The following is an 18360-nucleotide window of genomic DNA, read 5'->3' on the forward strand; positions in this document are numbered from 1 at the left end:
GTGAGATGGCTGCTGGCTGTCGCGGCCGTCCTGCTGTGCGTGCTGACCATCGCGTTGGCCGTGGGCTCGGAGCAGCTCGCGCGGCTCGACCAGACGGTCGCTGACTGGGGCTACCACTCCACCTGGGGCCACGCCGGTCGAAGCTCGTTCTGGGTCGCGGTGGCGACCTACGGGCAGCCGATGGTCCTGCGTGCGGTGCTGGTGCTTCTCGCGCTGGTGCTTCTCCCGCTGCTGCTGGCCCGGAAGCGCAACTGGTGCTTGGCGGCGTGGCTCGTCGCCGTCACCGTGACCGAGAACGTCATCGCCCCCTCGACCAAGCTCCTGCTCAGCCGCCCGCGCCCGGAGTGGCTCGAGCCGATCGCGGTCGAGCACAGTTTGTCCTACCCCTCGGGGCATGCCGCGATGGCAGGGACCTTCGCGGCCGCGGTGATCCTCGTGGCGCTGGCGATGATGGGTCCGGGATGGAGTCGGCGGCTGGTCGTGCTGCTCGCTCTGCTGGTCTACCTTGTGATCTCGGTGGACCGGATCTTCTTGGGTGTCCACTACCTCAGCGATGTCGTCGCCGGAAACCTGCTGGGGCTGTGCATCGCTCTGGCGGGGTGGCTGCTGCTCCTCCGGGTCACGTCCTCCGGGAGCGGGTGGTGAACTTGTGGGAGGCGGTGCTGCTGGGCATCGTCGAGGGGGTCACGGAGTTCCTGCCGATCTCGAGCACCGGCCATCTGACGATCGCCGAGGAGCTGCTCGGGTTGCCGGTTGATGACCCCGGCGTCACCGCCTTCACCGCTCTCATTCAGGTCGGGGCAATCGCTGCGGTTCTCGTCTACTTTCGCACCGACATCCGCACACTGGCGGTGGCGTGGTGTCGGGGACTTGTCGTGCCCGGGGAGCGGCACCGACCCGAGTACCGGATGGCCTGGTGCGTCATTGCGGGGTCCGTCCCGATCGGTGTCGTGGGCTTGCTCGCCAAGGACCTGGTCGCCGGCCCCCTACGCTCCCTGTGGGTCGTGGCCGTCGCACTCGTGGCGTGGAGCTTCGTCATGGTCTTGGCGGAGCGGTCTTCCTCGTGGCGCGGGCAAGCGGGCCGCGACCTCACCGTGCGCGATGCGGTGGTGATCGGGATTGTCCAGTGCGTGGCGCTGGTGCCGGGGGTTTCTCGTTCCGGAGCCACCATCAGCGCAGGGCTCTTTCTTGGACTGGACAGGGTCACTGCCACCCGGGTGTCGTTTTTCTTGTCCATTCCAGCGCTGGTCGCGGCCGGCGCCTACGAGGGGCTAATCACGGCCTCGCAGATCTCCACCACCGTCGGCTGGTGGCCCACCGTGGTGGCGACGGCGGTGAGCTTCGTCGTGGCCTACGTATCAATTGCGTGGCTACTCCGCCTCGTGGCCGGACACCCGATCATCGTCTTCGTCCCCTACCGGTTGGGATTGGCAGCGGTGCTCGTCGGGGGACTGCTGACAGGCCTGGTCAGCGCCACGTGACTCGTCCTTGGTCCGGAATCTTCAAACCGAGGAGGGTCGCACCGAGCGGCACGGCCCTCGTGGCGTTTGGGCTCAGGGTTGGGGTGATCTCGCCGTAACGGCTCGTCGCTCCGCGCGCCCATCCCTTGCGGGACAGCCCTCACTGAACACTCCGAAGCCCGTGGATGACACCGAATCGGGCTGGGCCAGTGCGGCACGGGTCGCGGTCGACGAAGCAGGCTGACGCCCTGGCACGCGAGCAGTTGGGATTCGAACCGTGTCGCGCTTAGGCACCGAAAACCACATCAAGAGTCGCCTCGTCAGGTCACATACCAGCAAGAAGTGCGGGCTCGGTTCACCGTCCTGTGCCGAGTTCGCACAGGTCAGCGCACGAGTGCTCATATGCCAGCAAACGCTCGACCAGATGAGAGCGCTCGCGCCGGATGACCAGAGGTCGCAGGTTCAAATCCTGCCCCCGCTACTGAAAAGTGGCTTGTGTCCTGCGGAAACGCAGGACACGGGCCACTTGTCATTTGAGCCATTCGGGCTTGTGTCGCGCTTTGTGACCCGAAAACCCCCTCTGCAGCGGGGTCCGGTGCCGGGTTCGCCACCTGGATTCAGCCTGGGTGGTCGGCGACCTTGGTGATCATCGCGGTGCGGCCGAGGTCGCCAATCGGCTGCGGTGGCCTTCGGCTGTGTCTGGTTTCGGGCGCCGAGGAGGACGGCGGCGAGGATGGGGTTGATGAGCTCGGGCCAGAGCGAATCGGGCATATGAGCTCGATGTCGTAGACCTGTGAAAAGGGCCGTCCTGGACTATGACGCGCGACGTTGTCGCGCTGCGGACACGGCTCGTTGGAACTCGGGATCGTTGTGAAGCGTTCGCAGCCGACGTCAAAGGCGGTCTTCCTTCTTGACGAGTGCCGATGGCACGTGATCGCTCCTCGGGTCCGGCGGCGCTGCCTGCCCTCACAGCGGCAGGATCAAGGTGCCTGGCTGGCGGCCGGGTGTGGCTGTGCCTAAACTCAGGATGCGATGACTCTTGCCGACCGCACCTTCCCGGGAGCCGTGAGGACGCGGCTTCCGCTGGTCGTCCTCCTGTGCGCAGTCGCGCTCGGAATCGTTGGCATGCACGGGCTGGCGTCCGGGCCGGACTCCGGCGAGCACGTCGGGCACCACGCCGCCCCGACGATCATCATGACCACCGACACCACGGTGGGCGTGGTCGCATCCCTCGGCGTCGTTGCCGGGGACGAGGCGCCGCCGGCGGAAGACGGGGGGTTGCTCGCGCTGTGCCTGATGATGCTCACGCCCGGTTTGGCGCTAGGCTTGTGGCTGCTCGCTATTGCGGCACGTGGCGGGGGATGGCGTCTGCTGCGTCTGATGACGGGGGTCGTCGACGCGCTCGACGTGGCGGGACTGCCACCGCCGTTCGAACGACAGCTGACCGTACTCCGGATCTGATCAGGCACACCGGCGCACCACCCGCATGGATCCGGTGCGTCTGTCCTGCCCGTCATTCGATCTCATTTGGAGTATGCGCATGTGCGCGACGCGCAAATCGCTGAGTCTGTCTTCTGGTCTCCCTCTGGTCGTCGGCCTCTCCATGGCCGCCGCCCTGCTCGCCAGCTGTAGCTCTACAGAGAACCCGACCGCCTCGGCCGCCGCGGCGGCCGAGGAGGAGTTCGGCCATATCCACTCTCTCGACGTGAACCCCGCGGACGACACGCTCTACGTCGCGAGTCATCACGGGGTGTTCGCTCTCGGTGCCGACGGCTTCGAGCGTGTGGGGGAGGAGCGTTTCGATGCGATGTCGTTCACCATCGCCGACGCGGACCGCTTCCTGATGAGTGGTCACCCCGAGCCGGGCGCCGGCGGACCCGCGCACTTCGGACTCTCCGAGTCGACAGACTCCGGTCGGACGTGGAGGTCGCTCTCGTTGGAAGGGGAGGCGGACTTCCATGCGCTCGAGGCGGCCGGTGACCGCGTGTACGGGGTCGACTCTCAGAGCGGGCGCCTCATGTCCACCGAGGACGGCAGGCGGTGGCGCGACCTGGGCCAGTTACCCGCCGCCGACGTGGCTGCCCATCCAGGCAACTCCGATCTTGTGCTGCTGACCGATGGCAGCGGCTCGCTCGTCCGACTCCAGGTCTCCGGGTCTCCCGAGCTCGTGCAGTCCGCGCCGCGGTTGTTGCTCCTGGACTGGGACAGCGAGGACCTGCTGGTCGGGGCCGGCCCCGAGGGGTCGGTCTACCGCAGCGACGACGGTGGGGACTCCTGGCGGGAGGTCGGATCACTCCCGGACGTGCCTTACGCGCTGACCGCCACCGAGTCGCGGTGGTATGCCGCCACGGAGGGCGGCGTCCTCGTGTCCACCGATACTGGTGCCACGTGGTCCGAGGTCGGTCGCCCATGATCGCGTTGTTCTACGGAGTGCTGCTGGTCCTCGGCGTCGCGCTACTGGCGGTGACGGCGGTGCGGGTGCTGGCAGGAGGCCTCGAAACCGATTCGGGCCGGCCCGGTCGGCCGAGCGGGACCGGTGGTGCCCGACAGATCCTCGAGAAGCGGTACGCGGCAGGCGAGCTGAGCACGGAGGAGTACCAGCACCGGTCGCGCGTCCTGAAGGAGGGGCAATCGTGAAACCGATCAGCCGACGCACGGCTCTGACGATGGGCGGTGCCGGCCTGGTGGGCACCGTCGTCGGTGGCACGGGCCTGTGGCGAGAGCTGTCCACCTCGGTCCTGGACCCCGTCGCCGGGGAACTGTTCACCGAGCCCGAGGTTCTCCGGAGCAAGGGCGGACTGCTGGAGGTACGGCTGGAGGCTGCGCTGGGCAGCCACGAGGTCGCCGGCCGGCGGGCCACGACCATGGGGTACAACGGCGGTGTGCCGGGCCCCACGTTGCGGCTCCGCCCGGGCGACACGTTCCGGGTGGAGCTGGTGAACCGGCTCGATCGGGTCACGAACCTGCACGTGCACGGGCTGCACGTCTCACCCGAAGGCAACGGCGACAACGTGTTCGTCGCTGTCGAACCGGACCAGGCGCATCGTTACGAGTATCGGTTGCCCGACAACCATCCACCAGGCGTGTACTGGTACCACCCGCACCACCACGGCACGGTCGCGGACCAGGTGTTCGGCGGACTCTACGGCGCCATCATCGTGGAGGACGACGAGGAGATCCCCGTCGACCGGGAACGGGTCATGGTCGTCTCCGACATCACCCTGGACTCCGGCGGCTCACTGGTCAGCCCGTCCACCATGGAGCAGATGATGGGCCGCGAGGGTGAACTCGTCCTGGTCAACGGTGCCGCCACGCCGGACCTCAAGGGCCGCTCGGGGGAGCGTGAACGGTGGCGGATCATCAACGCCTGCACCGCCCGCTACCTCGCGCTGAGACTGCCAGAACAACGCGCCCGGGCTGTTGGCCGCGACGTGGGTCGGCTGCCCCGGGACACGGCGTTGGAGGACGTCGTGCTCGCCCCCGGGAACCGGCTCGACCTGGTGGTCGACCTTTCCGAGGGAACCAGCGAGCTCACCGCGAGACCGGTCGACCGCGGCGGCATGATGGGCCAGATGATGGGCGGGGGCCCGATGCCAGGGAGCGGCGGGCTTGTGACCCTCGCCCGCTTGAGCGTTTCCGCGAGCGGCAACCGAGCCGCGGGTGAGATCCCCGCGGGCCCGGCTGTCCGCGACCTGCGTGCCGCCGACGTCGACGGTCGTCGGTCGATCACCTTCCAGATGGGCATGGGCGGGATGATGGGCGGCGGCGACGGTCCGATGAGCTTCACCTTCGACGGTGAGGAGTTCGACGCCGACCGGATCGACCAGCAAGTGGGGATGGGCACGGTGGAGGAGTGGACCATCGGCAACGACAGCCCGATGGACCATCCCTTCCACCTGCACGTGTGGCCGATGCAACTGCTGGAGGTCGACGGCCGCGAGCTGTCTGAGCCGGTCTGGCTCGACGTCGTGAACGTCCCCGCCCGCAGCCAGGTCAAGGTCCGGGTCGCGTTCGAGGACTTCGGCGGCCGGACCGTCTACCACTGTCACATCCTCGACCACGAGGACCGGGGAATGATGGGCACCGTCCTGGCCAGTTGACCCTGTCTGCGGTTACTGCCCCGAGCGGGCCGACCGACGAACACAACGGAGCCCTCGGGGCTCCACAATCGGAAAGAGTGGTGAGACCCATGTACGGCAACGGAGCGGGCATGGGCTGGATGTGGTTCATCGGGCCGATCATGATCCTGCTCATCGTCCTCGTCGTCGTGCTGCTGGTTCGCAGCAGCGGCGGAGGCACGAACCGCGGCAGTGGCAGCGCCCCGCCGCCTGGACCGGGGACCGGGAGAACTCGAGCGCAAGAGATCCTCGACGAGCGCTACGCCCGGGGCGAGCTCACCGACGAGGAGTACCAGGACCGTCTCCGACAGCTCGGAGGCGACACCAACCGATAGGCGCGGGCGGGACCATCCTGGTCCTGTTCACCGACGACAAGCTCCGGGCTCACGACCGGCGATGTGGGTACGTATCCCCGATGAGAGGAGTCCCAGCATGACCACGAAGTCCGACCAGAACCAGTCCTCCGAGCACGAGCAGCACAAGAAGCACGAACGCAGGATGTACGTCATGTTCGCGGCGATGATCACCACGTCGACGGTGACGATGTTCCTGCTCACCTACACCAACGCCTTCACCTGGTCGCACATGACGTTCAGCGAGGAGCGGGTCTACATGGCCATCCTCATGGGGTCGGCGATGGCGCTCATCATGCTCGGCTTCATGTGGGGGATGATGTACAAGAACGTCAAGGTCAACGTTGCGATCGTCGTTGCCGCGCTCGTCGTGGGGGGCTCCGCGTTGTGGCTGTCCCGGTCGCAGACCTTCGTGCAGGACGAGGCCTACATGAAGGGCATGATCCCGCACCACTCGATCGCGATCCTCACCAGCGATCGGTCCGAGATCGAGGACGTGCGTGTGCGCAAGCTGGCCGACGAGATCATCAAGGCCCAGCGCATCGAGATCGCCGAGATGAAGTGGCTGATCGAGGACATCGAGAAGAACGGTGTCGCCAGCACCGATAAAGAGGCCCAGCAGCGTCCCGTCCCGGACTTCGAGGCCAGCCCCTGAGGTACGGCGCACCGTCCACTGCTCGACAGGTAGCCAGCGAGCGGTGAGGATCTGACCCGAAAGGAGCACCATGTACGCAGGGGTTGTCGTGATGACGGGCGCCGTTGGGGTGCTCGTGCTCGGGCTGTACGCACTGCACAGGCTCGTCGCGGTAGCGCGAGATCCGCTGAGCGTGCTTCCGTTCGAGTCGGGCTGGGCCCCCGAGCAGCACGCACTGTCGCGGTACCACGTGCGGTGGTACCTCGCGACGCTGCTCTTCCTTGCCTTCGACGTCGAGATGCTTTTCATGTATCCCTGGGCGGTCGTCGTCGCACAGGTCGGCGTGACCGCGGTCGTCGAGATGTTCCTCTTCCTGGCTGCCTTGTTCGTCGCCGTGCTCTGGGCATGGCGGGAGGGGGCACTGCGTTGGGTCTGAGTGACGCGATCGCACGGAGCGCTTCCCGGCACGCTCACGCTCTGGTCGTCGAGGTGCCGGGCTCGTGGCGCACGCGAATGGCGGCGGAGCGCAACTTGTTCGCGCGAGGATGGCGTCTTGCCGACTCACCCGCGGACGCCGACGTACTCGTCGTGTGCGGCGAACCCGGGCCGGGGCTCGCGGAGGCGATCGAGGGCGTCTGGCACCAGATGCCAGGACCACGGGTGCGCGTGGACGTTCACGGGGGCGACGAGGTGGGTGCTCGACTGGACGAAGCACACACCGGCCTGCTCGACACCGACCACCACCGCCGTGACGCGCAGCAGCGACCCACCGCCTCCGAACTCCTCGCCGAGCAGGCCGGACCTGGAGCCGAGAGTCATGGCGGCCATGGAGACACGGACCACGGTTCAGCCGGCGGCCACGAAGGCATGGACCACGGCGGCCACGAGGGCCACGAGGGCCACGAGGGCCACGAAGGCATGGACCACGGCAGCCACGAGGGCCACGAAGGCATGGACCACGGCGCCCACGAGGGCATGGACCACGGCGCCCACGAGGGCATGGACCACGGCGCCCACGAAGGCATGGACCACGGCGCCCACGAAGGCATGGACCACGGCGACATGGAGATGTCACCTGGAGGCATCCCTCTCGCGGAGGGCGGTGAGGACCGAGATGGCCTCGAGATGGACGTCTTGCAGGTGCGTCTCGGGCCTGTGCTGCCGCACTGGCCGGCCGGTCTGGTGTTGCGCTGCTCGCTTCAGGGCGATGTCATTGTCAAGGCACAGGCCGAGCTCGTCGACGGGCGTGCCCGCCAGGATGACGAAGTTGTCGGGCCGGCCCGCGGCATCGACAACATCGCCTCGCTGCTGGCGTTGGCGGGGTGGGACGACGCTGCGGCGGAGGCCCGAAGGATCCGCGACACCGCCCTGGAGCCCGGGGACGGAGCGGCGGGGTCGGAAGTCGAGCGTCTGCGCCGGAGGGTCCGTCGTTCGAGGACGTTGCGCTGGTCGCTGCGAGGCGTCAGGCGGCTGAGCGACGAGGACGCCCACGCCCGGGGGTTGCCGGCCGACGCGGTCGGTGACACCTATGAGCGGCTGATGGGCATGCTGGACCGGGCGGTCGCCGGTGTTGCCGCGACCGCCGCCCGCGGCACCGGCACTCGGCCAAACGACGCCGACCGGACACTCTCGACCGACCACCTGGCACATCTGCTGACGGGTCTGGATCTCGCGACGGCACGTCTGGTCCTCGCCAGCCTCGACATCCACGAGCTGCTCGCCGGACAGGCGGAGCACGAGGTGTCCCATGGCTGACCCGATGCCGATGACGGACGCGCCGATCACCACCGTGGCACCCGGCTGGGCAATCGCCGCGTTGGCCATCCTCGGTGTGTTGGTCGTGGCGGCTGCGATGCTGGATGGTGCCCTCGCCGCGCGTGCGGGGGGCGGGCCAGGGACAGTGGGCGGGCTGGTCCGGCCGTTCGGTGAAGCGGCCCGGCTGATGCGGCAGCGACGTCGTACCACCGTGGAAGCCGACCGCCTGCTGTGGCGCATCGGGGGTGCCGGGTTGCTGGTCACGGCAGCCCTGATGGTGACCGTCGTCCCGCTGGGGGAATGGACAATCTTCGACCTCGACGTGGGCGTCATGTGGTTCAACGCCATGGACGTGATGGTCTGGGCGCTGGTCTGGCTGACCGGGTGGGGTGCGAACTCGGCACACTCGCTGGTCGGCGGATACCGGTTCCTCGCGCACGGCCTGGGTTACGAGCTTCCGCTGATGTTTGCCCTGGTCGCTCCGGCGATCGTCGCGGAGAGCCTGAACGTGGGCGCGGTCGCGGCGGCCCAGGAGGGCCTCTGGTTCGCGGTCTGGATGCCGGTGGCGTTCCTCGTCTACCTGCTCGGGGTCGCGGCCTTCTCCGTGTGGGGGCCGTTCGCTCCGGCGATCGGGACGGACGTCGCCGGTGGCGCACGGGCGGAACTGTCGGGCGTGGACCGGCTGGTGTTCGAGGCGGGGCGATACGCGCTGCTGGCCGCCGGCGCGGCGTTCGCGGTCCCGATGTTCCTCGGCGGCGGCGCCGGTCCGCTGCTGCCGGGATGGGCCTGGGTGCTGGTGAAGACCGTTGCCCTGCTCGCGGTCCTGGTCTGGCTGCGGCGGCGGCTGCCGGCCTTCCGGCCCGACAAGTTCATGGAGGTGGGCTGGATGCTGCTGCTCCCGGCCGTGCTGCTGCAGGACCTGGTCGTCGCCGTCGTTGCCGTCTGGAGGTCGTGAACGTGCTCAGTGACATCGCCTTCTGGGGGGTCGGGCTCGTCGCGGTGGTCGGCGGCGCCGCGGTCTTCTACGTCGACTCGATGGCTCGAGCGACGTACGCCCTCGCCCTGTCCTTCGTCGCGGTTGGGCTGCAGGTGCTCTTCCTGCAGCAGAACTACGTCGGCGTGGTGACGATCCTGATGATGGTCATGGAGATGGCGATCATGGCCGTCTACATGGTCATGTTCATGGGGATGAACCCCGCGCTGATGCCGATGAGCATGGTGCACAGCAACAAGGCCGCTATCGCTGCCGCCGTGGCCACGTTCCTCGTGCTGGCGGCGGGCATCCTGATGGTCGACTGGCCCACCCGCCGCGGCAGTCCACCGGCGGACGTCACCATGGCGCTGGGCGAGGCCCTGATGGGCCCGAAGATGCTGGTGATGGCCGTGATCAGCCCGGTCATGGTCGCCACGATCGTGGCCGGCGTCGTGCTCGCCGCGCACCGCACCCGCTACGACCGGTTCGGCGATGACCTGAAGCAGCGCCCCGCAGACGATCCTCAGCCGGGCGGTGTCGGCCGATGACCCTGGAGGCGACCCTGCTCATCGCCGCGGCGATCTTCAGCGTCGGGCTGTACGGCGCGATCTCCCAGCAGGTCGTCGTGATGGTGATGATGGGCCTGGAACTCATGATCAACGCTGTCGTTCTCGCCGCTGCCGGCTTCTGGTGGTTCCTCGCGCCCGACCCGACCGGGCAGGTCCTCCTCATGGTGATCATCGCCGCGATGACCGTGGAGATGGCGATGGGCTTCGCGGTCGCCACGCTGCTGCATCGTGAGCGTGGTGCCGACATGACCGACATGGCCACGGACCTGTCGCGGTGACCGGGTCCATGTCCGAGACCGCTCTCTGGCTGCTCGTGCTGCTACCCGCCGTGGTGGGCGGCGGGCTCGCCCTCTCCCGCCTCGAGCGGGCGGCGGCTGCCGTGTCGCTGGCCACGGCCGTCACCACGGCCGCACTCTCGGTGGTGGTCGCCCTCGAACGGCCGAGGGTGTCGGTGCCGTTCATGGCCGGCAGCGATCTCGCCCTCGGGGTGGATGCCCTGTCGGCACTGGTTGCACCGACGGTTGCGGTGGTGAGCCTGCTCGTGCTGGTGTTCTCGGCCGGCGAGATCCGGGAGTCACAGGCCCGGTTCCACGGGCTCATGCTGCTCTTCGCCTCTGCGGCTCTCCTGACGGCCACTGCTGAGACGCTGCCCGCGCTGCTGTTCGCCTGGGAGGTGATGGGCGCGACGTCGTTCGCGCTGATCGGGTTCTGGTGGCGCGAGGACCACCGGGTCTCCGCGGGCCTGACCGCGTTCGTGACCACGCGTACAGCGGACGTCGGGCTGTATGTCGCGGCCGGAGCAGCGCTCGCCGGTGGAGCCGGCCTGGCACTGGGCGACCTGCCGGCGGGCAGCGAGGGGTGGCGCCACGTGGTCGCGGCGGGTGTCCTGGTCGCAGCCCTCGGCAAGGCGGCCCAGCTGCCGTTCTCGTTCTGGTTGTCGCGGGCGATGGAGGGTCCGAGCCCGGTCAGCGCACTGCTGCACTCCGCCGCCATGGTCGCCATGGGCGGCTACCTGCTGCTGCGCACCGAGCCCCTGTTGGCCTCGACGGGCTGGGCCGCACCGGCCGCTGCCTGGGTGGGCGCGCTCACCGCGCTGCTGCTCGGCGCCGTAGCCGTGGCGCAGCAGGACCTCAAACAGCTGCTCGCCGCCTCCACCTCCGCCCAGCTCGGGTTCGTGGTGATGGGCGCCGGGCTGGCCTCGGTGAGCGGGGGAGCGGCACACCTCGTCGCACACGCCTCGACCAAGGCGCTGCTCTTTCTCGCGGCCGGGGCCTGGCTCACCGCGCTCGGCACCAAGCAGCTCGCAGGCCTGCGCGGCGTGGCTCGGCGGTGGCGGCTGGTCGGCTGGGCCGCCACTGCCGGTGCGCTGTCCCTCGCGGGCGCCGCCCCGCTGGCGCTGTGGGCGACCAAGGACGCGGTCCTCGCCGCGGCGCTGGCGGAGTCACCGTGGCTCTACGCCGTCGGTCTCGCCGCGGCCGCGCTGTCGGCGGCGTACGCCGGCAAGATCTTGGTGATCCTGTGGCGACAGCTGCCCGAGCGGGAGCATGCCGAGGTCGAGGCGCATCTCGACGAGGAGGAGCCGGGCACCCGCCACGTCGGCCTGCTGGAGCAGGCGCCGCTGGTCGCGCTTGCGCTCGGCGCGGTGGTCCTCGGAGTGCTGGCGCTGCCGCCGTTCGGCGACACGCTCGCGCGCGCTCTCGGCGAGGAGCCGCTCCACCCGACGCCGCTGGAGATAGCCGCGTCGGTCGTGATCGCACTGGGGGTGCTGGCGCTCGTGTGGTGGCGTCCGGTGCCGGTGCCGGAGCCGGGCTGGGCCCTGGCCTGGCTGGGCCTCGAGCGCGCCACACAGGCCCTCGTCGTACGCCCGACCCTTGCGCTGGCAGAGGCGCTGGCGCGCTTCGACGACCGCATCCTGGACCGTGGCGTGGCCGGGTCCGCCGCGGCCGCGCTCGATCTGGCGCGTCGGGCAGCGACCTTCGACGACCGGGTGCTCGACGGTGCAGTCGAGGCAACGTCCCGGGCGTCGTTGCGGGCCGCCGAAGGTGCGGCACGGGACGACGACCGCTGGTTCGACGGGGCCGTCGAGGCGGTCGCCGGCTGGCTGCGCGGTCTGGGTACGCTCGCACGTCGCCCGCAGACCGGCCAGCTCCACCAGTACTACATCCAGGCCGTCGCGGTGCTCGCGATCGGCGTCCTGCTCCTCGTCACGGTGAGGTGAACGTGCTCAGTCTGATCGTCTTCCTGCCCCTGGCTGCTGCTCTGGCCCTGCTCGCGCTTCCGCGGCTCGGCGACGCGGCCGCACGGTGGACCTGGGTGGCCGTCGCAGCCGCCGACCTCGCCCTCGTGGTCGCGGCGTGGCTGCGCTACGAGACGCCCACGGCCGGACGACTCGCCTTCGAGGAGCAGGCCGAGTGGATCCCAGGCGTGAACAGCAGCTACCACCTCGGCGTCGACGGGTTGTCCCTGCCGCTGATCGCGATGACCGCGGTGATCTTCCTCGCCTGCGCGATCTTCGCGCTGCGCGAGACCGACCGCCCGCGGCTCCAAGCGGCGCTGTTCCTCTTCCTGCAGAGCGTCAGCATGGGCCTGTTCGTCGCCGCCGACCTGATCCTCTTCTTCGTCTTCTTCGACCTCTCGATCGTCGGCATGTACTTCGTGATCGCCGGCTGGGGGCACGGCAACGCCGCCCGGTCGGCGATGAAGTTCTTCCTCTACACGTTCCTGGGCTCCCTGGCCCTGCTCGTCGGGTTCATCGGCCTCTACATCGCCGCCGACCCGCACACCTTCGACATGGTCGAGCTGGCCGAGCAGACCCCGCTCGCCGGGTCGTCGCTGGCCGGTGGGCTGGTGCTGGCCGCGATCCTGATCGGGCTGGCGGTGAAGACCCCGACCGTGCCGTTCCACACCTGGCTGCCGCCGGCCCACACGGACGCGCCGGCGATCGGCTCGGCGGTCCTGGCGGGCGTGCTGCTGAAGATGGGCACCTACGGCTTCGTGCGGATCGCGATGCCGATGCTGCCCGAGGCGTGGCGGGACTGGGCGTGGGTGATCATCGTCGTCGGCATCTTCTCTGTCGTGTACGGCGCCCTGGTGGCCCTGGCCCAGACGAACTTCAAGCGGATGGTCGCCTACACGTCGGTGAACCACATGGGCTACATCGTCCTCGCCGTCGGCGCCGCGGGGCTCGTCGCCGACGACACCGCGCAGGCCCGGTCCGTCGCGGTCACCGGTGCCGTCACGCAGATGGTCAGCCACGGCCTGATCACCGGTGCGCTGTTCCTCCTCGCCGGGGTTCTCCAAGACCGGGCAGCGACCTACGACATGGACTCCTACGGCGGCCTGGCCGGACCCGCGCCCCGGTTCGCCGCGTTCTTCGCCGTCGGCGCCTTCGCCTCCCTGGGCCTTCCCGGGTTGTCCGGCTTCATCGCGGAGTTCCAGATCTTCACCGGCAGCATCGCCGCCGCCCCCGTCACGGCCGTCGCGCTCGTGGGCATCCTCCTCACCGCGGCGCTTTTCCTCCGCGCGCTGCAGCGGATCTTCACCGGCGAGACCCGCGGCCGCTCGGTCGGCTTCACCGACCTGCGCGCCGCCGAGGTCTGGTCGGTCGGCCCGCTGCTGGTGCTCTCCCTGCTCATCGGAGTGTTCCCCCGGCCACTGCTCGCCGTGATCGAGCCCGCGGCCGAGGTCGTCGTCGAGCTCGTCGGAAGGTAGGCCCGTGGGCTCCGACATGGCCATGCGGCCGCTCCTGCTCCTGCCGGAGATCGTGCTGTTCCTCGGCGGGCTCGCGGTCCTGGTGAGCGGGTCCTTCCTCCCGCGGACCCGCCAGTGGGTCACCCGCGTCATCGCCGCGGCCGTGCTGGTCGCAGCGGCCGCGCTGGCCGCGTGGGACCTCCCCGGCCCGGCCCAGGCGGCGATGGAGGGCACCTTCGCCGTCGACACCGCCACCGGAGTGGCGCGGATCGTCGCCGCGCTCGGCACGCTGATCGTCCTCGCGCTGGCCTCCGACGAGATCGCCGGCTCGCCACGGGAGAGCGAGACCTACGCGCTGCTGCTGTTCTCGACCACCGGCACGCTCGTCCTCGCCGGCGCCGACGACCTGCTCGTCGTAGTGGTCGGGTTCCTGCTCGCGAGCATCCCGCTCTACGGCCTGATCGGCATCGCTCGCACCCCCCGCGGGGCCGAGGCGGCCATGAAGACCTACCTGCTGGGTGCCCTGTTCGGCATCCTCCTGCTGCTCGGGGTCACGCTGCTGTACGGAGTCTCCGCGACCACGTCGTACGCCGAGCTCACCGACCGACTTGCTGAGGCGCCGCAGGGCGTGGTCGCGGCGGGCGTCGTGGCGGTGCTGGGTGGTCTGATGTTCAAGGCCGGCGGTGTCCCGGGGCACTTCTGGGTCCCCGATGCCGCCGAGGGTGCGGGCGGAACGGTTGCGGCCTTCCTCACCACCGTGCCCAAGATCGGCGCGATGGTCGCCGCCTACAGGCTCATCGCCATGCTCCCCGACACCCTCGCCTGGCCGCTGCTGGTCGCCGTCCTCGCGGTCGCCAGCATGACGCTTGGCAACCTCGCCGCCTACTGGCAGAGCGACCCCCGGCGCCTGCTCGGCTGGTCCACGGTCAGCCAGGTCGGCTACCTGCTCGTACCTGTCGCCGTCGCCGGGGGCAGCGACCTCGCCCTGCCCTCCCTGCTGCTCTACCTCGCCGGCTACACCGTCACGAACCTCGCGGCTTTCGCGGTGACGACCGCCTTCCCTGACCGGCGCGACCTCGACTCCTACCGCGGCATGGGCCGAGCCCGGCCTTGGCTGGGCGCATCCCTCGTAGTGGCGCTGCTCGGCCTCGTGGGCACCCCGCCGACCGTGGTCTTCGTCGGCAAGCTCACCACCACCGCCGCCGCCTGGGACGGCGGACTTGCCTGGCTGGCCGTGCTGGTGTTCGTCAACACCGTGATCAGCCTCTTCTACTACCTCCGGTGGATCGCACCCGTCTACGGCCGAGTGGAGCCACCCGCGCCAACCCCGCCAGGGGCGTTCGTCGCTGCTACCTGGTCGGCGACGACGGCGGTGGTGACCGCCGGTCTCAGCCTCGCGCTCGGCATCGCAGCCGGCGCCCTCTGGAGTGTCTTCTCGGTCTGAGCCGCATCCCAGGTGGGGACCCACCCACCCACGTATCGGGAGGTCAACCCCCGGACGCCGACCGCCGGGTTGTGGTCTCGCCCGTGAGGCGCCGGTAGAGCAATCTGCCGGCCGAGGAGGTCACGCCATGGGCCACGGTGCTCACGACCACGATCATGATTCCGGCGGCCATCACGGTTTCAGGGAGGCCGAGCTCCTCCGCCTCGAGCGTCAGGTAGAACACGGCCGAGACACCGACCGGCCCGAACCACCCCAGGTACAGCGCATCCGGCCAGCCCAGGTTCAGCGGTCGTTTGAGCAGAAGCAGCACGGGGAGTCGACGAAGCAGGAGCACCGCGAGCGCAAGCACGATCGCCGCCCACCCGAGCTCGCCCCAGACGGTCCAGGGAATGGTGGCACCAAGCAGCACGAACATCGGCAGGACGGCGAACCGATTGACCGCCTCGTCGATCTCGACCTCCGCCGTACGCTCTGCGCCAGTGCTGGTCAAGTTGAAGACGAGCCCCGCGACGAACGCGGCGAGCACACCATCGAGATGGAGCACCCCGGACACCCCCAGCACGAGCAGAGCGAGCAAGACGGTGAAGAGCAGCATCGGACCATGGGCTGTCGCCCCGTGCGCGCAGTGCGCGACCGCCGAGCCAGCCGGCGACCCCACCGAGAGCGACCGCGCCCAGCACCTGCCAGAGAGCGTCCGCAGCTGCCTGTCCAGCGGTCATCGGTCCAGCAAACGCCACCGCGGCCAGTACGAACAGCAGGGCCAGACCGTCGTTGGCGCCTGACTCCAGCGAGAGGATCTGTCGGTCACGGGCCGGTAGGTCCTCCTCTGCGGGCTCGCCGGTGACCACGCTGGAGGCGAGGACCGGGTCGGTAGGGCAGATCGCTGTCCCGAGCAGCAGCGCAGCGGCCAGCGTGACCCCGAGGATCCCGGCGGCCAGACCTGTGGAGATCAACGCCATGGCCGGCATGGCCACCAACAGCAGGATCGAGACCGGCCGGAGCTGTGCACGGACCGAACCGAACGGATAGCGCAGCGCGACCCCCATCACTGAGATCACCAGCAGGATCCGTGTCGCGTCGTGAACGCTCGCATGCTCGGTGGTGATCGGTGGAAGAGGCAAAGCGCGGAGCACCTCGGGCCCGACGAGCACGCCGACCACCAGCGCAAGTAGCGGCTCGGATACGGGCAGACGCCTGATTCGTGCAGACAGCGCAGCCACCAGCACTCCGAGCGCGCCGGCCGCGATGAGCAGCACGTCGAGGGTCATGGCAGCGCCGTGCCCCGCGTCCTCGTCATCATGCGTGGGGCTCGAATCCGTGGTCGGCGCCGTAGGACGCGAGCACCTCCGGTGCGGCCGCCCCGGTGTTGAGGTAGGTACGGTCCAACCGCGAGGCGAGACTCTCGACGGCAGCCGTGAGCATGCCGGCCGCGAGATGAACTTCCCGCGAGGACGACCCCCTTCCGGCTTCCGCCATCTCCAAGGCATAGGAGAGGGTCGCGGCCAGAGACAGATCTTCCTCTTCCTCGATGAAGTAGTAGGACTCGGCGTACTGCAGGAGGTCCGTCTCGGCTTGGATCACGCCGTCAGTCACGGCGTCGAGCATGCGGCTGGCGACGCATGAGTCTCCGCCGGCCACCACGTGCGACGCATGCGTTGAGTTCAGAATGCTCAACCGCTTCGCAACCGACCGCCGCCTGCCCAGGGCGGGGTAGACCTGCAGGATCCAGGAGATGGCGGCGGTCAGGAGCACGAACCCGAGAAGCGCCTCGAACGGTGCCAGCAGGCGCAGGACGGGGTCGGCCGGGGTGACGTCACCGAAGCCGAGCGTGGCCACGGTGACCAACGACAGGTACAGGGCGGTCAGGGCATCGGAAGACTGCTCGGGTCTGAGTGCTGACCCGAAGTAGAAGCCGTCCGACATGTGGGGCAGGTAGACCAGAGTCCAGCCGATCACCACCAGACCGGTCCACAACGCCACGGTTCCGAGGATTCCAATCGGCCCGGCGAGCTGCCGGGTGTGGCTGGGCAACACGTGCTTGGTGGCCCACCACACGAGCTGGAACACCCACCGAGCGATCCGGCCGAATCCGCCCGGGTGCCACAGAGTGTGGAAGATGTCCCACAGCGCCACCAAGACAACGAGTAGGCCGGCCGCACTGATCATCCATCCCATCCGGGCGACTGTAGTCTCAACGCCGCTCCTCGGACCCGACGTCAACGCCCTCGGTGTTTGCCCACTGCCATCGACGTGCGCGTCGAGCTCCTTGGCCATCACGCTGACTTGCGACTTCGACAGTCGGGTGATGCCGAGGGTCTCGACGAGCTTCTCCATCCGCCGCGTCGAGACACCCAACAGGTAGCAGGCCGCGACCACGGTGGTCAGGGCCCGCTCGGCTCGCCGGCGTCGCTCGAGGAGCCAGTCCGGGAGGTACGAGCCCTCGCGCAGCTTGGGGATAGCGACCTCCATCGTGCCGGTGCCGGTGCCGGTGCCGGTGCGGGTGTCGAAGTCGCGGGTCCGGTAGCCGTCGGGAGTTGGTCCGTTCCGGGCTGCGTTCGCCATACGGGGCGCCGCAGATCGCGTCGGCCTCGGCCGGCAAGAACGCCTGCACGAACGTCGACAGCATCGATCAGAGCAGGTCGGGCTCGGCGCGCTGCAGGTGCTCGGCCATGAACGCGGGCAGGTCAATAGAGTTGGGGTCGACGGTCATCGTGATGTCTCCTTCAGTCGTGCTTTCGCGGGCCTTCTGAAGGATCACGCGGTGGCCGTCGCTGTGTCAGGACGCCACGCTCAGGTCGGGCCCCTCGTACACCACGCCCGTGGACTCAACTACGGCCACCGCGGCCAGCGCGTAGCGCGCGCGCCGCTTGTGCCGGCCGGTGCTCGGAGATCCCGCATGCCGCCGATCTTAGTTAGCACGAACAGGCACGAATCGGGGCTCATCCTCCGGGCCGACTGCGATTCGAGTCACGCCGCGCTTATGTCCCGAAAACGCCAGCGCAAGTCGTCTGATCCGAGCAGAAGCCGTCAAGAGGATCTGGAGTCGGCACGCCGGGTTGTGCGCGTCTGCGCAGGTCAGAGCACACATCGGCAAGTGAGGTCAAAAGAGCCAGCGGCGGAACGCACACGCGCTGGAGGTCCAGAGGTCGCAGGTTCAAATCCTGCCCCCGCTACAAGAAAGTGGCCTCTGACCTGCGGAAACGCAGTTCAGGGGCCACTCAACATTTTGAATCAATTCGCCTTATGTCGCGGATTGGGTCCCATAAACCTCCTGAGATTCAACGATGTGAACCGCCCCGGCATGTCCGGAGACTTTCTAGTTTGAGACTCCAGCTGTTGCTGGGGTCTGGTGGTGAGCGTAGTG

At 69.0% G+C, this 18360-nt stretch carries 20 protein-coding genes and 2 pseudogenes; 16 read left to right on the top strand and 6 right to left on the bottom strand.

Translation table 11 applies throughout. From position 1 onward, the window contains the following. From Q1B24_RS21030 to Q1B24_RS21070, 9 genes are all read left to right on the top strand, one after another. A complete protein-coding gene (locus Q1B24_RS21030; RefSeq protein WP_299932606.1) occupies positions 1–645 on the top strand; it encodes a phosphatase PAP2 family protein in 645 nt (214 codons plus the stop codon). After that, entirely contained in the window at positions 642–1481 is an 840-nt protein-coding gene (locus tag Q1B24_RS21035) for an undecaprenyl-diphosphate phosphatase (protein WP_299932608.1), read from the top strand. Before Q1B24_RS21030 ends, Q1B24_RS21035 begins: the two co-directional genes overlap by 4 nt. A 1011-nt stretch (positions 1482–2492) precedes the next feature. Continuing rightward, entirely contained in the window at positions 2493–2921 is a 429-nt protein-coding gene (locus Q1B24_RS21040) for a hypothetical protein (protein ID WP_224280486.1), read from the top strand. A 142-nt stretch (positions 2922–3063) separates the two neighbouring features. Further along, entirely contained in the window at positions 3064–3873 is an 810-nt protein-coding gene (locus tag Q1B24_RS21045; RefSeq protein WP_299932617.1) for a F510_1955 family glycosylhydrolase, read from the top strand. After that, positions 3870–4097: a hypothetical protein gene (locus Q1B24_RS21050; RefSeq protein ID WP_299932620.1), complete on the top strand. Its 228-nt coding sequence runs from the start codon at positions 3870–3872 to the stop codon at positions 4095–4097. The genes Q1B24_RS21045 and Q1B24_RS21050 overlap by 4 nt, the downstream gene beginning before the upstream one ends. Continuing rightward, on the top strand, positions 4094–5560 hold the full coding sequence (locus tag Q1B24_RS21055; RefSeq protein WP_299932623.1) for a multicopper oxidase family protein: 1467 nt from the start codon (positions 4094–4096) through the stop codon (positions 5558–5560). Before Q1B24_RS21050 ends, Q1B24_RS21055 begins: the two co-directional genes overlap by 4 nt. A 77-nt stretch (positions 5561–5637) precedes the next feature. Further along, a complete protein-coding gene (locus Q1B24_RS21060) occupies positions 5638–5913 on the top strand; it encodes an SHOCT domain-containing protein (RefSeq protein WP_299932626.1) in 276 nt (91 codons plus the stop codon). Between the two features lie 97 nt (positions 5914–6010). Beyond that, a complete protein-coding gene (locus Q1B24_RS21065) occupies positions 6011–6586 on the top strand; it encodes a DUF305 domain-containing protein (RefSeq protein WP_299932629.1) in 576 nt (191 codons plus the stop codon). Between the two features lie 70 nt (positions 6587–6656). After that, entirely contained in the window at positions 6657–7001 is a 345-nt protein-coding gene (locus tag Q1B24_RS21070; protein WP_299932632.1) for an NADH-quinone oxidoreductase subunit A, read from the top strand. 125 nt (positions 7002–7126) lie between these two features. Here the strand turns inward: Q1B24_RS21070 and Q1B24_RS21075 are convergent, their stop codons facing one another. Both Q1B24_RS21075 and Q1B24_RS21080 read right to left on the bottom strand, forming a co-directional pair. Further along, entirely contained in the window at positions 7127–7393 is a 267-nt protein-coding gene (locus Q1B24_RS21075) for a hypothetical protein (RefSeq protein WP_299932635.1), read from the bottom strand. A gap of 18 nt (positions 7394–7411) precedes the next feature. Beyond that, the gene (locus tag Q1B24_RS21080) at positions 7412–7621 is read right to left on the bottom strand and encodes a hypothetical protein (RefSeq protein ID WP_299932638.1); all 210 of its coding nucleotides are present in this window, start codon (positions 7619–7621) and stop codon (positions 7412–7414) included. A gap of 69 nt (positions 7622–7690) precedes the next feature. Here Q1B24_RS21080 and Q1B24_RS21085 point away from each other — a divergent pair, with 69 nt between their 5' ends. The 7 genes from Q1B24_RS21085 to Q1B24_RS21115 are packed head-to-tail and all read left to right on the top strand — an operon-like array spanning position 7691 to position 14996. After that, positions 7691–8320, top strand: a complete 630-nt coding sequence (locus Q1B24_RS21085; RefSeq protein WP_299932641.1) for a hypothetical protein — start codon at positions 7691–7693, stop codon at positions 8318–8320. Beyond that, the gene (locus Q1B24_RS21090) at positions 8313–9275 is read left to right on the top strand and encodes an NADH-quinone oxidoreductase subunit H (RefSeq protein WP_299932644.1); all 963 of its coding nucleotides are present in this window, start codon (positions 8313–8315) and stop codon (positions 9273–9275) included. Before Q1B24_RS21085 ends, Q1B24_RS21090 begins: the two co-directional genes overlap by 8 nt. 2 nt (positions 9276–9277) lie before the next feature. Beyond that, positions 9278–9841 (top strand): NADH-quinone oxidoreductase subunit J, encoded by a 564-nt coding sequence (locus Q1B24_RS21095; RefSeq protein WP_299932646.1) that lies wholly within the window; start codon positions 9278–9280, stop codon positions 9839–9841. Further along, positions 9838–10140: an NADH-quinone oxidoreductase subunit K gene (locus tag Q1B24_RS21100; RefSeq protein ID WP_299932649.1), complete on the top strand. Its 303-nt coding sequence runs from the start codon at positions 9838–9840 to the stop codon at positions 10138–10140. The genes Q1B24_RS21095 and Q1B24_RS21100 overlap by 4 nt, the downstream gene beginning before the upstream one ends. Before the next feature lie 8 nt (positions 10141–10148). Continuing rightward, on the top strand, positions 10149–12080 hold the full coding sequence (locus Q1B24_RS21105) for a proton-conducting transporter membrane subunit (protein WP_299932652.1): 1932 nt from the start codon (positions 10149–10151) through the stop codon (positions 12078–12080). Between the two features lie 2 nt (positions 12081–12082). After that, a complete protein-coding gene (locus Q1B24_RS21110) occupies positions 12083–13573 on the top strand; it encodes an NADH-quinone oxidoreductase subunit M (protein ID WP_299932655.1) in 1491 nt (496 codons plus the stop codon). A 4-nt stretch (positions 13574–13577) separates the two neighbouring features. Beyond that, a complete protein-coding gene (locus Q1B24_RS21115; RefSeq protein ID WP_299932658.1) occupies positions 13578–14996 on the top strand; it encodes an NADH-quinone oxidoreductase subunit N in 1419 nt (472 codons plus the stop codon). A 43-nt stretch (positions 14997–15039) separates the two neighbouring features. Here the strand turns inward: Q1B24_RS21115 and Q1B24_RS21120 are convergent, their stop codons facing one another. From Q1B24_RS21120 to Q1B24_RS21130, 4 genes and pseudogenes are all read right to left on the bottom strand, one after another. Next, a complete protein-coding gene (locus Q1B24_RS21120) occupies positions 15040–15591 on the bottom strand; it encodes a cation:proton antiporter (RefSeq protein WP_299932660.1) in 552 nt (183 codons plus the stop codon). Positions 15592–15679: 88 nt separating this feature from the next. Beyond that, positions 15680–16264: pseudogene (locus tag Q1B24_RS21900) on the bottom strand (cation:proton antiporter); the annotation flags it as partial. A gap of 28 nt (positions 16265–16292) precedes the next feature. Then, entirely contained in the window at positions 16293–17270 is a 978-nt protein-coding gene (locus Q1B24_RS21125) for a potassium channel family protein (RefSeq protein WP_366916571.1), read from the bottom strand. After that, positions 17253–17706, bottom strand: a pseudogene (locus tag Q1B24_RS21130) (transposase); the annotation flags it as partial. The pseudogene Q1B24_RS21130 and the gene Q1B24_RS21125, both read right to left, overlap by 18 nt. Positions 17707–18360: the final 654 nt, after the last annotated feature.

This window comes from uncultured Nocardioides sp. (assembly GCF_947488025.1).
In the GTDB taxonomy this organism is placed as follows: Bacteria; Actinomycetota; Actinomycetes; order Propionibacteriales; family Nocardioidaceae; genus Nocardioides.

Coding starts and splice junctions, on each gene's coding strand:
- Q1B24_RS21040 (WP_224280486.1), top strand. CDS start 2,493: ATGACTCTTGCCGACCGCACCTTCCCGGGAGCCGTGAGGACGCGGCTT.
- Q1B24_RS21045 (WP_299932617.1), top strand. CDS start 3,064: ATGGCCGCCGCCCTGCTCGCCAGCTGTAGCTCTACAGAGAACCCGACC.
- Q1B24_RS21050 (WP_299932620.1), top strand. CDS start 3,870: ATGATCGCGTTGTTCTACGGAGTGCTGCTGGTCCTCGGCGTCGCGCTA.
- Q1B24_RS21065 (WP_299932629.1), top strand. CDS start 6,011: ATGACCACGAAGTCCGACCAGAACCAGTCCTCCGAGCACGAGCAGCAC.
- Q1B24_RS21070 (WP_299932632.1), top strand. CDS start 6,657: ATGTACGCAGGGGTTGTCGTGATGACGGGCGCCGTTGGGGTGCTCGTG.
- Q1B24_RS21075 (WP_299932635.1), bottom strand. CDS start 7,393: ATGGCCGCCATGACTCTCGGCTCCAGGTCCGGCCTGCTCGGCGAGGAG.
- Q1B24_RS21085 (WP_299932641.1), top strand. CDS start 7,691: ATGGACGTCTTGCAGGTGCGTCTCGGGCCTGTGCTGCCGCACTGGCCG.
- Q1B24_RS21090 (WP_299932644.1), top strand. CDS start 8,313: ATGGCTGACCCGATGCCGATGACGGACGCGCCGATCACCACCGTGGCA.
- Q1B24_RS21100 (WP_299932649.1), top strand. CDS start 9,838: ATGACCCTGGAGGCGACCCTGCTCATCGCCGCGGCGATCTTCAGCGTC.
- Q1B24_RS21105 (WP_299932652.1), top strand. CDS start 10,149: ATGTCCGAGACCGCTCTCTGGCTGCTCGTGCTGCTACCCGCCGTGGTG.
- Q1B24_RS21120 (WP_299932660.1), bottom strand. CDS start 15,591: ATGCTGCTCTTCACCGTCTTGCTCGCTCTGCTCGTGCTGGGGGTGTCC.
- Q1B24_RS21125 (WP_366916571.1), bottom strand. CDS start 17,270: ATGGCCAAGGAGCTCGACGCGCACGTCGATGGCAGTGGGCAAACACCG.